Annotated in this window: 13 protein-coding genes; 4 read left to right on the top strand and 9 right to left on the bottom strand. The window is 63.2% G+C overall.

Translation table 11 applies throughout. The features are described 5' to 3' along the window. The first annotated feature begins 49 nt into the window (after positions 1-49). The 4 genes from urtB (at position 50) to urtE (ending at position 4,456) form a co-directional block, all read left to right on the top strand. A complete protein-coding gene (urtB, locus tag OHD58_RS00735) occupies positions 50-1,660 on the top strand; it encodes an urea ABC transporter permease subunit UrtB (protein WP_412177153.1) in 1,611 nt (536 codons plus the stop codon). Beyond that, the gene (gene urtC / locus OHD58_RS00730) at positions 1,657-2,889 is read left to right on the top strand and encodes an urea ABC transporter permease subunit UrtC (RefSeq protein ID WP_263801118.1); all 1,233 of its coding nucleotides are present in this window, start codon (positions 1,657-1,659) and stop codon (positions 2,887-2,889) included. The genes urtB and urtC overlap by 4 nt, the downstream gene beginning before the upstream one ends. 3 nt (positions 2,890-2,892) lie before the next feature. After that, a complete protein-coding gene (gene urtD / locus OHD58_RS00725; RefSeq protein ID WP_263801117.1) occupies positions 2,893-3,639 on the top strand; it encodes an urea ABC transporter ATP-binding protein UrtD in 747 nt (248 codons plus the stop codon). A 121-nt stretch (positions 3,640-3,760) separates the two neighbouring features. Next, a complete protein-coding gene (gene urtE, locus OHD58_RS00720; protein ID WP_263801116.1) occupies positions 3,761-4,456 on the top strand; it encodes an urea ABC transporter ATP-binding subunit UrtE in 696 nt (231 codons plus the stop codon). On the opposite strand, the gene OHD58_RS00715 is transcribed toward urtE, so the two are convergent. The 9 genes from OHD58_RS00715 to OHD58_RS00675 all read right to left on the bottom strand — a co-directional run bounded on the left by OHD58_RS00715 (position 4,453) and on the right by OHD58_RS00675 (position 13,754). Next, positions 4,453-5,271 carry an IclR family transcriptional regulator gene (locus OHD58_RS00715; protein ID WP_263801115.1) on the bottom strand — a complete coding sequence of 273 codons (819 nt, stop codon included), beginning with the start codon at positions 5,269-5,271 and terminating at the stop codon, positions 4,453-4,455. The two genes, urtE and OHD58_RS00715, sit on opposite strands and share 4 nt — an antisense overlap. Positions 5,272-5,334: 63 nt before the next feature. After that, positions 5,335-6,534: an aminotransferase class V-fold PLP-dependent enzyme gene (locus OHD58_RS00710; protein ID WP_263801578.1), complete on the bottom strand. Its 1,200-nt coding sequence runs from the start codon at positions 6,532-6,534 to the stop codon at positions 5,335-5,337. A gap of 36 nt (positions 6,535-6,570) precedes the next feature. Continuing rightward, positions 6,571-7,062, bottom strand: a complete 492-nt coding sequence (locus OHD58_RS00705; protein ID WP_263801577.1) for a RidA family protein — start codon at positions 7,060-7,062, stop codon at positions 6,571-6,573. A gap of 14 nt (positions 7,063-7,076) precedes the next feature. Then, the gene (locus OHD58_RS00700) at positions 7,077-8,072 is read right to left on the bottom strand and encodes an ABC transporter ATP-binding protein (RefSeq protein ID WP_263801114.1); all 996 of its coding nucleotides are present in this window, start codon (positions 8,070-8,072) and stop codon (positions 7,077-7,079) included. Further along, the gene (locus OHD58_RS00695; protein ID WP_263801576.1) at positions 8,069-9,076 is read right to left on the bottom strand and encodes an ABC transporter ATP-binding protein; all 1,008 of its coding nucleotides are present in this window, start codon (positions 9,074-9,076) and stop codon (positions 8,069-8,071) included. Before OHD58_RS00695 ends, OHD58_RS00700 begins: the two co-directional genes overlap by 4 nt. A gap of 8 nt (positions 9,077-9,084) precedes the next feature. Then, positions 9,085-10,308 carry an amidohydrolase/deacetylase family metallohydrolase gene (locus OHD58_RS00690; RefSeq protein WP_263801113.1) on the bottom strand — a complete coding sequence of 408 codons (1,224 nt, stop codon included), beginning with the start codon at positions 10,306-10,308 and terminating at the stop codon, positions 9,085-9,087. A gap of 5 nt (positions 10,309-10,313) precedes the next feature. Further along, entirely contained in the window at positions 10,314-11,177 is an 864-nt protein-coding gene (locus tag OHD58_RS00685) for an ABC transporter permease (RefSeq protein WP_263801112.1), read from the bottom strand. After that, a complete protein-coding gene (locus tag OHD58_RS00680) occupies positions 11,177-12,118 on the bottom strand; it encodes an ABC transporter permease (RefSeq protein ID WP_263801111.1) in 942 nt (313 codons plus the stop codon). Before OHD58_RS00680 ends, OHD58_RS00685 begins: the two co-directional genes overlap by 1 nt. Positions 12,119-12,227: 109 nt before the next feature. Then, positions 12,228-13,754 carry an ABC transporter substrate-binding protein gene (locus OHD58_RS00675; protein ID WP_263801110.1) on the bottom strand — a complete coding sequence of 509 codons (1,527 nt, stop codon included), beginning with the start codon at positions 13,752-13,754 and terminating at the stop codon, positions 12,228-12,230. Positions 13,755-13,816: the final 62 nt, after the last annotated feature.

Below are 13,816 nucleotides of genomic sequence, written 5' to 3'. Positions count from 1 at the left end.
GCCCGGAGACCTCTTCACATCAGACAAAGGCCTGCTTGTGACCCTCTCGCTGCGACAATTGCTGCTGAAATTCTTTTTGGTACTGGTCTTTGTCGCGCCGGCCTCCGCCGATGAGGCGGCGCTCAGGGCTATCATCGCAAAATTCGCCGCGGCGAAAAACTTCCAGGCAACCGAGCAGGTCGTGCGGCAACTCGCCGCCACCGGCGATGCCGCCGTCGAGCGTCCGCTCAAAGCGCTGTCGGACGGCAACCTCTACTTCCGCAAAGCCGATGCCGTCGCGTTTATCGGCAAAGAGGAAGGCCAGACTATCGTCCTTGCCGATCCGTTGAATGGCGAAAATGCCGGCGAGGCCGCGAAGACCGAGATGACCAAAGTGAAGGTCAACAACACGCTGCGCCGCATCATCCGCGATGCGCTTGGCGGACTGACGTTGAATTCCGATGATCCTGCCGCCCGCCTCGCGGCCGCCGTTACGATGTTCAAGACGCCCGACGCGGCCACCATCGAAGCGCTCGATGCGGCGATCCTCAACGAGACTGTCGCAGGCGTAAAAAAGCAACTCGAGCAGGCGCGCGCCTCAGCCGTTCTCGTCTCCGATCTGCCCGCAAGCGAAAAGCTGGCGGCGATTGCCGTGCTCAAGGCGCGCGGCGACCGCGATGCGCTGTCGCTGCTTACGGGCTTTTCAGCGAATGCCGAAGATGGCGCTACCAAGGAGGCGGCTTTTGACGCCATCGCCGGCATCAACAGCACCCTTGCCATCTGGAATGCTGCGCAAAACGTCTGGTACGGCGTGTCGCTGGGTTCGGTGCTGCTGCTCGCCGCGATCGGGCTCGCCATAACCTTCGGCGTCATGGGTGTCATCAACATGGCGCATGGCGAGATGGTGATGCTCGGCGCCTACACCACCTTCGTCGTGCAGAACGTCATCCGCACCTCGTTTCCCGGCCTCTTCGACTGGTCGCTGGCAATCGCCCTGCCGCTCGCATTCCTGGTCGCTGGAGCCGTTGGCCTCGCCATCGAACGCGGCATCATCCGCTTTCTCTACGGCCGCCCGCTGGAAACCCTGCTCGCCACCTGGGGTGTGTCGCTGATCCTTCAGCAGGCCGTGCGCACCATCTTCGGTCCGACCAATCGCGAGGTCGGCAACCCATCCTGGATGTCGGGCGGCTTCGAGATCGGCCAGTTGGCGATCACCTGGAATCGGCTGTGGATCGTAGCCTTCTCGCTCGGTATCTTCGCCATCCTGCTCTACGTCATGAAGCGCACGCCTTGGGGCCTGCAGATGCGGGCCGTCACCGCAAACCGCCGCATGGCGTCTTCGATGGGCATCAGGACGCCGCGGGTCGATGCGCTCACTTTCGCGCTTGGGTCGGGCATTGCCGGCATAGCCGGCGTGGCGTTGTCGCAGATCGACAACGTCTCGCCCAATCTCGGCCAAGGCTACATCATCGACAGTTTCATGGTGGTGGTATTCGGCGGCGTCGGCAATCTGTGGGGAACGCTGGTCGGCGCCTTCTCGCTCGGCATTCTCAACAAGTTCCTCGAACCCTATGCCGGCGCGGTGCTGGGCAAGATCCTCGTGCTGGTCTTGATCATCCTGTTTATCCAGAAGCGCCCGCGGGGCCTGTTCGCGCTCAAGGGCAGGGCGGTGGAAGCATGATCACAGGAAGGTTCTTCGCGGCCGGCGCCGACCGTCGCATCCTGATCACCATCATGATCCTGCTCGTAGCAGCGGTGATCGTGCCCGTGCTCAATTTGGCGGTGCCGTCCACCAGCGCGCTGCATGTGCCGAGCTACATCGTGGCGCTCACCGGCAAATATCTCTGCTACGCGCTGCTCGCCCTGGCGCTCGATCTCGTCTGGGGCTATTGCGGCATCCTTTCGCTTGGCCATGGTGCTTTCTTCGCGCTCGGCGGCTACGCGATGGGCATGTATCTGATGCGGCAGATCGGCGACCGCGGCGTCTACGGCAACCCTCTGCTGCCGGACTTCATGGTGTTTCTGAACTACAAGGAACTGCCGTGGTTCTGGTATGGCTTCGACCAGTTCTGGTTCGCCGCACTGATGGTGATGCTGGTTCCCGGCCTGCTCGCCTTCGTGTTCGGCTGGTTTGCCTTCAGGAGCCGCGTCACCGGCGTCTACCTGTCGATCATCACCCAGGCGATGACCTACGCGCTGCTGCTCGCCTTCTTCCGCAACGACATGGGTTTTGGCGGCAACAACGGCCTCACCGATTTCAAGGATATTCTGGGTTTCAACGTGCAAGCGAGCAGCACGCGCTCGGCGCTGTTTGCGGCCAGCTCCATTGCGCTCGCGGGTGCCGTCTTCGTCACCTGGCGAATGGTCGGCTCGAAATACGGCAAGCTGCTGATGGCGGTGCGCGATGCCGAGAGCCGCACGCGTTTCCTCGGCTGGCGGGCTGAAAACGTCAAGCTATTCGCCTTCACCATCTCCGCCGTCATGGCCGGCATCGCAGGCGCGCTCTACGTACCGCAGGTCGGCATCATCAATCCCGGCGAGTTCGATCCGGCAAACTCCATCGAGGTTGTCATCTGGACTGCCGTCGGCGGCCGCGGCACGATCGTCGGTCCGATCATCGGCGCCATTCTCGTCAATACCGGCAAGAGCTGGTTCACCGGTGCGATGCCGGAGTTCTGGCTGTTCGCGCTCGGCGGTCTGTTCGTCGCCGTCACCCTGTTCCTGCCGAAGGGTATCGTCGGCATGTGGGACCAGTGGCGGAGCGACGCAAAAGCGCGCCGCGCTACGCAGTTCGAAGCTCCGCCGACGGACGGCGGAAACCCGCAGCCGACGATTGTCCGGGCCACGGCCAGGATAGGCGATTGGAAGGCCGCGCCCCGCGCCACGCCAGAACCTCAGCCGGCGGAGTGAGCGATGAGCCGGGGCAACACCATTCTCTATCTCGACGGCGTTTCGGTCTCTTTCGACGGCTTTCGGGCAATTAATCAGCTCTCGCTGGTGCTCGACCGTGGCGAGATGCGCGCCATCATCGGCCCCAACGGCGCCGGCAAGACGACGATGATGGACATTGTCACTGGCAAGACCCGGCCGGACAGCGGCGAGGTGTTCTTCGACGGCGACATCGATTTGACCCGACATGACGAAGCCGAGATCGCCATGATGGGCATCGGCCGCAAATTCCAGAAACCGACCGTCTTCGAGAGCCATTCGGTGGAAGACAATCTGCTGCTTTCGCTGAAAGGGACGCGTTCGATCTTCCCGGCCCTTTTCCATCGCCGCTCGGCGGAGGAAACGCGCCGCATTGACGATATCCTCGACATCACCCGTTTGCACGACAAGCGCGACCATTTCGCCGCCAGTCTCAGCCATGGCCAGAAGCAGTGGCTGGAGATCGGCATGCTGCTGGCGCAGGACCCCAAGCTTCTGCTGGTCGATGAGCCGGTTGCCGGCATGACCGACGCCGAGACCGAGGAGACGGCTCGGCTGCTGAAGGATATCGCCCGGGAGCATTCGGTGATCGTGGTCGAACACGACATGCATTTCGTGCGCGAGCTCGGCGTCAAGGTCACCTGCCTGCACGAGGGTTCGGTGCTGTCGGAAGGCACGCTGGACTTCGTTTCGGCCGATGAACGCGTCGTTGAAGTCTATCTGGGGCGGTGACGATGTTCTGGCGGGTATGTCTGGAAAGATTTGATGGGGTGGCGGCTGTGCTTTTCCCCTCCACTAAGCGCAGCGTGATGGAGGGGGCGCTTGTCTCCCCGACCGGCAAAGAGGCTGCAAGATGCTGACCGTCACCGACGCCACCCTCCACTACGGCGCCGCGCAGGCGTTGCGCGGCGTATCGCTCAAGGCCGATGCGGGGAAAATCACCTGCGTGCTCGGGCGAAATGGCGTCGGGAAAACCAGTTTGATGAGATCGATCGTCGGCCATCACCGGCTGACGTCGGGAAGCGTAGCCTTCGAGGGGAAGGCGCTCGACCGGAGCGCGGCGTATGATCGCGCCCGGTCGGGCATCGCATTCGTGCCGCAGGGGCGGGAGATTTTTCCGCTGCTGTCAGTGAAGGAGAATCTCGAGTCCGGCTTCGCGCCGCTGAAGCGCGCCGATCGCAATATCCCGACGCATGTCTTCGAACTGTTCCCGGTGCTGAAACAGATGCTGTCACGGCGCGGCGGCGACCTTTCCGGCGGGCAACAGCAGCAATTGGCCATCGGCCGGGCGCTGGTGATGCGCCCGAAGCTGCTTGTGCTCGACGAGCCGACCGAGGGCATCCAGCCGTCGATCATCAAGGATATCGGCCGCGCCATCCGCTATCTGCGCGACACCGCTGGCATCGCCGTTCTGCTTGTCGAGCAATATCTGGATTTCTGTCGCGAGCTTGCCGACGAGGTCAATATCATGGATCGTGGCCTGGTCGTCCACACTGGGCCTGCCGAAGATCTCGACAGACCGGACGTCAGGAAGTTCCTGACGGTCTAGCCTCGGCCATGCCAACCGAGCCGCGCTTCGATGCGGCGGGCACTGGTCTTCACCAGGGCAATCAGGTCTGGATCCTTCTGCTTCAACTTCACGTCCGGCACGACGATCGAGATCGTCGCACGGCAGGCGCCCTGGGTGTCGCAGACTGGCGCGGCGATGCAGGCCACCGAAAAATCCGACTCGCCGGCCTGGATCGACAAGCCCTGTTCCAGAGCCGCCGCCGCCGTCCTGGCCAGAACATTCTTGTCGGTTTCGGCGCGGCCGGTCGGCGAGGTGGTGGCGGAGCGGGCAAAGATCTCGCGGCGTTCGGCTTCAGGCAAATGGCCGATCAGCATGCGGCCCGACGCCGTCCAGTTGAGCGGGCTGCGGGTGCCGACGCGCGAGGTGACCTGGAAATGATCCTTGCCTTCCTCCATCGCCAGCACGACCATGTGGTCGCCATCGCGGCCGCATATCTGGATCGTCTCGCCCGAACTCTGCGCGAGTTCGTGCATCTCCTGCACCGCGACGTTGAGAAGATCGAGCGTACGGGCATAGGTCAGGCCATAGTGATAAAGACGCGGCCCCAACCACAGCAAACCGCCATCCTGGCGGTCGAGCAGTTCCTTTTCGACCAGATCGTCGACGATCACGTAGATGGTGGACAAGGGTGCGCCGATGTCGCGGGCGATCTCATAGGCGGTTGCCGGCCGCTCCGCCTTCTGCAGGTAGTCGAGGATCTGCAGCGCCCGGTCGATGCCGCTGGTGCGCGAGCGGCGCGGTTCTGCGGTGCTCTTGGCAGGGCTGACGTCAAGCTTTGCGATGGTTGTCGGCATAGGATTCCAGAATCTGCATCGAGAACATTGTAAGGTGTCCGTGCGCCGGCGAACAGGGCATCGTCAATCCGGCCATTTCAGGATTGAAGCCTCGCGCGCCAGCAGCCGTTCCTCAAACGGTGTTGCGATGATGGTGTTGGATTTGCGTGCGCGATCCAGCTCTTCCTCCAGGCGCACCGCGACGGTGAACTCCTCGTCAGGATGCAGATTGCACGGGTCGAGGTAGAAATGGCCGTGCTCGACTTCGTGGTCGCGCACAATTACCGGCGGATCGCCCGCTGCCAACCTGTCGGCAATATCCCAGGCGGTGATGCGCGCTTCAGCCGGGTCGACCGATACTTTCAGCCGGTCGAGCGGGTTGTTCGTCGGGTCGGGAACGATTTCGGCCTTGATCCCCGGTCTTTTTTCCAATGCCTCCACCCAGCAGTCGAGCGCTTTCTTCTCGCGGGCGCGTATGCCGTCATGGTCGCGCGTCTTCCAGGCCTGAAGCGCCGCCAACGCCCCGACGATGCCTTCCTTGCCAACCTTCATGCCGCGGCCGATGCCGCGGTTCTGCAGGTAGACGTCGCGCACCCTTTCCTTCGGTCCGGCTACGATGCCGGAGGTCGGGCCACCAAGGAACTTGTGGCCGGAGTAAAGAACGAGGTCGGCACCATCGGCGAGGAAGCCGGTCAGGTCGTATTCGGATGCCGCATCGACGATCACCGGCACCCCGCGCTCATGGGCGACGGCTGCAAACACCTTGAGCGGAATCTGGCCATAGTCGACTACGTGGTGCGACACCACATAGACCGCCGCGGCGGTCTTCTCGCCGATGGCGCCGCGCAGTTGGTAGGCGTGGGCATGGGTAGTCTGGCCGACCGGCACGACCTTCGCTCCGGTGAGCCTGATCGCCTGTTCGACCGGCGCGCCGTAACCCACCATGTGACCGGACAGGATCACTACCTCATCCTTGAGGCCGGTCGTATCCGGCAACCGTTCGATCGCGGCAAGATCCGGCCCGGTCATCGCTGCGGCTACCGCCAGGCTGATCGCCGCCGAACAAGACGCGGTGATGAAGCCGGCTTCGGCGCCGGTCAGGTCGGCGATCGTCTTGCTGGCCTGGCGATGCAGGTCGCCGAGTTCCACGAACTCGGTGAGAATGGCGGACACCGCCTCGACGGCTTCCGGCACCACGATCGATGCGCCGAGCGAGGTCATGGTGCCCGACACGTTGATCACTGGCCTGAGTCCCAGGCGGCTGCGGATATCGTCTCTCGGCATCGGGGTGTTCTTACCTTGCATGTTCATCTCAAACTCTCAGTCGATCGCCACGATGGCTTCGATCTCGACGGTGATCTGTCCCGGCAACGAGCCGTGACCCACCGCCGAGCGCGCATGGATGCCGTTTTCTCCGAACACTTCGATGAAGAGATCGGAACAGCCGTTGATCACCGCTGGATGATCGGCGAAGTCGGGCGTTGCGTTGACCATGCCGAGCAACTTTACCACACGGCGAACGCGGCCGAGATCGCCGAGTGCCGCGTGCATCACGGCAATCAGATTGATGCCGGTCAGCCGCGCGTGGCCATAGGCCGCTTCGACGCTGACATCGGCGCCGACCTTGCCCGTATGGGCACGGCCTTCGCTGTCGTTCGGGCCCTGGCCGGAAAGGAACAGAAGTTTGCCCTCCAGCACATGCGTGACGAAATTGGCGATCGGCGGCGGTGCCTCGGGCAAGGTGATCCCGAGTGCCTTCAGCCGGTCATAGGGTGTGTTTTCCGGATGCTTCAAAGCCTCGGAAAAAGTCATCATGCGTACTCCAGTCAGGCAATCGGGTCGTTGTGGCGGATGCAGGCCACATGCTGGCCGCCGCCGACATGTTCGACCGGCGGAATGATTTCGGCACAGGCAGCAATCGCCTCGGGACAGCGGGTGCGGAAGACGCAGCCCGATGGCGGGTTGATCGGGCTCGGAATGTCGCCCTGCAGCGGCACGTGCGCGCGGCGGCGCGTCGGGTCGGGAACCGGCGCAGTGGCGAGCAGTGCCTTGGTGTAGGGATGGCGCGGCGCGGCATAGACCTGCCGGCTTGGTCCGCGCTCCATGACGCGTCCGAGGTACATCACGACCACCTCGTCGCAGAGATATTCGACCACCGACAGATCATGCGCGATGAAAAGCAGCGTCAGGCCGAGTTTTTTCTGCAATTCACCGAGCAGGTTCAGCACCTGCGCCTGCACCGAAACGTCGAGCGCGGAAACCGGCTCGTCGGCGACGACGAATTCCGGCTCGACGGCGAGCGCCCGGGCGATGCCGATGCGTTGGCGCTGGCCGCCGGAGAATTCGTGCGGATAGCGCGTCGCGTGGTCCGGTGACAGGCCGACCAGCGTCAGCAATTCGGCGATGCGTTCCTGGCGCGCCTTGCCGCGCGGAAAACCGCGCGCGTCGAGCGCCTCACTGATGATCGCCGAAATGCGCATGCGCGGGTTGAGGCTGGAGAACGGGTCCTGGAAGACGATCTGCAGGCGCTGCCGATAGGCACGCATCTCGCGTGGCGACAGGCTGAAAAGATCGACCCCGTCGAACAGCGCCTTGCCGCTGGTGGGCTCGACCAGCCGCAGCACCGAGCGGCCCGCCGTTGTCTTGCCGGAGCCGGATTCGCCGACCAGACCCACTGTCGAGCCACGTCTGACGTCGAAGCTGACGTCTTCCACGGCATGCACGATGCGGCCGTTGCGTGCGGGGAAATACTTGGTCAGGTTCTTTACGCTGAGCAGCGGCTTGGCATCCTGGATATCGGGCATGGCGATCGCGGCGCTCATAGCTCGGCGCTCCTGATGCAGCGGGAAAAGCCTTCATGCCCTGCAGCAACCAGCGCAGGCGGGGCCGCACGACAGGCTTCCAGCGCATATTCGCAGCGCGGTTCGAAGGCGCAGCCCGGCGGCAGCGCGGTAATCGGCGGCACGCTTCCGGGAATAGAATAGAGCGCATGGCGTTCGCCGCCGGCATCGATGTCGCGCGCTGCGTTCGGGGTGCAGGCGAGCAGCCCCTTGGTATAGGGATGCCGCTGATGGGCGAACAGGTCGTTGACCGGCGCCTGTTCGACGACGCGGCCGCCATACATGACGACGACGTCGTGGGCGATCTCCGCGACGACGCCGAGATTGTGGGTGATGAACAGGATCGACATCCCGAACTCGGCTTGCAGGCGCCGCAGAAGATCAAGGATTTGTGCCTGGATGGTCACGTCGAGCGCCGTCGTCGGTTCGTCGGCGATCAGCAGGGATGGACTGCACGCCAGCGCCATGGCGATCATGACGCGTTGGCGCATGCCGCCGGACATCTGGTGCGGGTAATCGTCGAGCCGCGACGCCGCGTCGGGGATTTCGACGTGCTTCAGCATGGTGAGCGCCCTTTGCCGGGCCTCCTGCCGGCTGACGGGCTCATGCAAGGCGATCATCTCGCCGATTTGGTCGCCGACCGTGTAGAGCGGGTTGAGGCTGGTCATCGGCTCCTGGAAGATCATGGCGATCTCCTTGCCGCGGATTTTGCGGAATTCCTTCGGCGCGAAACCGGCCAGATCGTGTACCCGTTCCTTGCGGTCGCGAAACAGGATCTTGCCGCCGGCGATGGCGCCGGGCTTTGACAGTAATCCCATGATGGACAGGCTGGTCACTGATTTGCCGGAGCCGGATTCTCCAACCACCGCGAGTGTCTTGCCACGCTTCAGGTCGAAAGTCACGCCGTCCACCGCCTTGGCGGTGACGCGTCGGGTCACGAACCAGGTTTTCAGGTCCTGCACGGACAGGATGGTGTCGGGGGCGATTTCGCTGGTCATGATACCCATCCGCAGTGAGGACAGGCATGCGGCTCTCCGGCTTCGCGCGCCGGCGGCATGTAGCGATGCGCGACCACCGGTTCAGCGCCGAGAATGGCGTGGCGCGGCTCGAACGTGCGATGAAGGGTGCTCGTTGCACCTTGCGAATCCTTCACGGTCACGTCGGCATCGACAACATCGAACAGCGTGAACTCCGCAGGCTTGCCCCTTTCCAGCAGGCGATCGGCGTCCAGCCCGATGGCGTGGCGCGGCGCAGTCGTCGAGGCGGTCACCACGTCCTCCATCTTCATGCCGAGCGACAGCAGCTTCGACATCGTCGTCGCCATGTCCCAGACCGCGCCGTCGAGCGAGCGGTTGTGCAAATCGGTCGAGATGGTTTTTGGCGGCAGGCCACGCTCGAGCGCCGCCTTGGCGACGTCGAACGAGAAGGAGGCGCCGCCGTGACCGACATCGAGCACGATGCCGCGCGCCGCCGCCTGCTCGGCAAGCCGGTAGAGGTCCTCGTCCTCGAGAATAGAGCCGCCGGCCTTGCCGTTGAAGCAGTGGGTGACGATGTCGCCTTCTGTGAGGACGCCGAGAACATCGTCATAAAGCGGCGGCGGCTCGCCGACATGCACCATGATCGGCAGTTTCAGGATGCGGCCAAGCTTCTTACCGAGCTTCACCGGCGTCAGGTCCCAGCCGCCGGTGATGACATGGCTGGCGCGCACCTTCAGCCCGACGATGACGTCGCGGTTCTTCTCGACGGTGGCGATGGTGCGATCGATGTCGATCGAACGCATGTCGATCAGTTCGCTGACCCGGTTGCAGGCGACGAGGCCGATCGAGCCGAGATTGAGGAAGGCGTAGATGTTCTCCTTGGCCGGCTCGATGATGTACTCGCGCAGTCCATGGAAGTTGGCCTCGCCCGCCGAGCCGGCATCGACCATGGTGGTGACACCGTGCGCGGCGCCACATTGCGCGGGCTTCAGCGAAATGTCGGTGCCGCCATACCAGACATGGACATGGATGTCGGTCCAGCCGGGCGAAAGCCAGGCGCCCTTGGCGTCGAGGGCGCGTGCGTCTTCGCCGGCGGCGATCGTTCCGCCGATGTCGGCGATGCGCCCGTCCATGCCGATCAGGATGTCGACCGGTTGATCGAATGCCTTATCGAAGCCTACGGGCCTGGCGCCCTTGATGAGCAGCGGCCGTTCGGCCGGGGGGAAACGATTGCCGATCATTTCGTCTAGATGTCCTTTGCAAGGCGCGGGTCGAGGAGGTCGCGCAATCCGTCGCCGACCAATTGCAGCGACAAAACGGTGACGACGATGGCACCGCCCGGATACATCATGATCCACGGCGCCTGATCCATGTACTGACGGCCGACGCTGATCATGGTGCCCCAGGTTGGAATGTCGGGCGAGATGCCGACGCCGAGGAATGACAGGCCGGCTTCCGCCAGAATGGCGTTGGCGAAGATGAAGGTGCCTTGCACCAAGAGCGGCGAGGTGACGTTGCGCAGCACATGCCGCACCAGGATCACTGGCGTCGGCACGCCGAGCGCACGCGCGGCTTCGACATAGGGCAGTTCGCGGATGACCAGGGTCGAGGCACGAACGACACGCGCCAGCCGGGGCGCGTAGACGATGCCGAGCGCGATGACGACGTTCGTCGCCGATGCACCGAGTGCGGCGACCAGGGCTATGGCGAGAAGGATGTCGGGAAACGCCATCATGGCGTCGATCAGGCGAGACACAGGCGCGTCGGCCTTGCGGAAGAAGCCGGAGGTCAAGCCGAGTATAATGCCGAGGATCGAGGCGAGCACGACTACGGCAAGCCCGACGGATAACGAAACCTGGGCGGCATAAAGCATGCGGGTGAAGACATCGCGACCGAGATCGTCCGTGCCGAACAGATGTGCGAGGCTCGGCGCATCAAGCCGACTGGCGATCGACAGCTTCGATGGAGAATAGGGCGCGATCACCGGTGCCAGGATGGCGGCGAGCGCTATCACGCCGAGAATGATCAGCCCGACCAATGAGGTGCGCCGGGTTACCAGACGCGATAGCAGGCCGGGTTCGGCGTGGAGTGGAGTTGCGACCGCGGCCATCAGTAGCGCACCCGCGGATCGACAAGGAGATAAAGCATGTCGATGCCAAAGTTGACCAGCACGTAAAGGCCAGCGATGACCAGCAGGGCGCCCTGGATGACTGGATAGTCGCGCCTGAGCACCGCCGAAACGACAAGATTGCCGACGCCCGGCAGTCCGAACACGGTTTCGGTCACTACAGCCCCCGAGATCAGCAGCGCGGCGGTCAGCCCGAGCACCGTGAGGATGGGGATCAGCGCATTCTTGAATGCATGTTTGAGGACGACACGCCATTCGCTCATACCCTTGGAGCGGGCGGTGCGGACATAGTCGTCATTCAGCACGTCAAGCATGGAAGCGCGGGTGAAACGCGTGATCAGCGCCGAACTCACGAGGCCAAGTGCCAGCGCTGGCAGCACAAGATGGTGGAGCCGCTCGCCGAGCGAGGCTCCAGGTCCGCCGTAGCCTGACGTGTCGAACCAGCCGAGCTTCACAGCGAAGAACTGCATCAGCAGCAGGCCAAGCCAGAAACTGGGGACGCTCGCGGCGAACATGGCGACCGTCGTTGCCGCCTGGTCGAAGAGCGAACCGCGCCAATAGGCCGAGAGGATGCCGACCGGCAGGGCGATCACGGTGGCGATCAGCAGCGAGAAGATAGTGAGGAAGAATGTCGGTTCGGCGCGCTGGGCGAGCGCATGGGTGACCGGCTGGTTGAGGAAGATCGACTGGCCGAAATCCCCTTGTACGACGCCGAAGACATAACGCCCGAACTGTTCGAGTATGGAGCCGTCGAGGCCGAGCCTGGTGCGCAGCGCGGCGATGTCCTCCGCCGTCGCTTCAGGGCCGAGCATGACTGCGGCCGGGTCACCCGGTGTGACGCGCACAATGACAAAGACGATGGTGACGACGATCGCCATAACCACGATCATGCCAAGCAGCCTGTTGATGATCGAGCGCAGCATTTGCCGTTCACATCGCTGTTTGAGCCGGTTTTGCTCCAGGCGCCGGACGGTTGGCGCCGGCGCCTGGAGACCTGCCTCGCTTTGGGGCGGGACAGGCGGGAGGACTGGATCAGTTGCCTTCGAGATAGGCGTTCCAGAAATATGGCCAGGGGGCAGGTGTCACACCCTTGAGGTTCGGCGCCTGGGCGGCGAGCGCATTGAAGTTGCCGACCTTGAACGCGGGAACTTCATCGTAGACCGCCTGCTGCACCGCCGGCCACAGGGCGACGCGCTTCTCCGGATCGGACTCTGCGTTGAAGGCGCCCAGGACCTCATGCTTCTTGTCTGAGACCCACCAGCCCGGCGAAGTGTCGGACATGATGCCGGTCAGCGAAGGCTCGGGTAGGAACGGGCTGTGGGTGATATAAATGTCCCACAGGGCCGCGTCGGTGCGGTTCTTGGTCAGCGTCGCCCATTCGACCACGTCCAGTTGCACCTGGAAACCGGCGGCCTTCAGATATTCGGCGGCGACCTGCGCCATCTTGTAGTGGAATTCGTACTGGCGGCTGGTCAGGATGCGCAGCGGCTTGGAGCCGTCATATCCGGCTTCCTTCACCAGAGCCATGGCGGCTTCGGTATCTCCGTCCGGCTTGTAGGGTTCGGTGCCGGTTTCGGTGTGCCATTTGTAACCTTCGGGATACATGGCTCCGTCGACGGTGAAGAATTCTTCCGAGCCGAACGCGGCAAGCAGCATGTCCTTCGGCGCGAGTGCCGCCTGGATTGCCTTGCGGATCTTGATGTCGGAGTTCAGCCCCTCCTTGGTGTTCAGCACGAAGACCGGCCAGCCGAACGGCTTAAGCAATACGGGTTCTGTCTTGCCGCCGGAAATCTTCTCGAAGGCTTCCACCGGCAGCGAGTCGACATAGGCGAACTGGCCGGACACGGCACCTTCGGTGCGTGTGTTCGGATCGGGGACCGGCACGAAACGGATTTCGTCGAGATATTGCTTGCGGGCGCCGCCATAGCCGTTCGGCTCACCGTCCCGCGATGAATAGCCATCGAAGCGGGCGAGCTGGATGAACTGGTCGGGCTTGCGCTCCTTCAGCATATACGGTCCGGTACCGATGAATTTTGTCATCGGATCCTCGGCGGCATTTTCCGACGGGATGATGATCGCCGCCGCATTGTTCAGTGACAGCAGCGATAGCAGTGGCGCGAATGGCTTGTTGAGCGTGATCTTGACTGTGTTGTCATCGACGGCTTCCGCTGCGGTTATCGTTTCCGCGGCCTGCTTGCCGCGTGTCGCAACCTTCATCCAGCGTTGCAGCGAGGCGACGACGTCAGCCGAATTCATGTCGGAGCCGTCATGGAACTTGATGCCGGTCCTCAGCGGGATCGTGTAGGTCAGCCCGTCCGCCGAAATCTGCGGCATGTCCGCGGCGAGCAGCGGAGTGATGCCCCAATCCTTATCGAAGGTATAGAGTGTCTCGTAGATGTGCTGGGTGACGATGCCGACGAGGTCGGCGGTTGATGCCATCGGATCGAGCGTCGGCGGTTCGCCGACCGTGGCGACGTCGATCACGCCGCCTTTTGCCTGTCCCCAGGCAACGCCCGTCGCCGGCAGCAGCGCTGCGGCGAGCGAAACGGCAACTTTCATGAAATGTCTCATGCTGGTTCCTCTCATGTTACATTATTATGTAATCTATATTCTAGTTATGG

This window comes from Mesorhizobium sp. ZC-5, assembly GCF_025753855.1.
Taxonomy (GTDB): domain Bacteria; phylum Pseudomonadota; class Alphaproteobacteria; order Rhizobiales; family Rhizobiaceae; genus Neomesorhizobium.
Note: the sequence above shows the minus strand (reverse complement) of the source record. Positions and strands in the feature narration are given on the sequence as shown.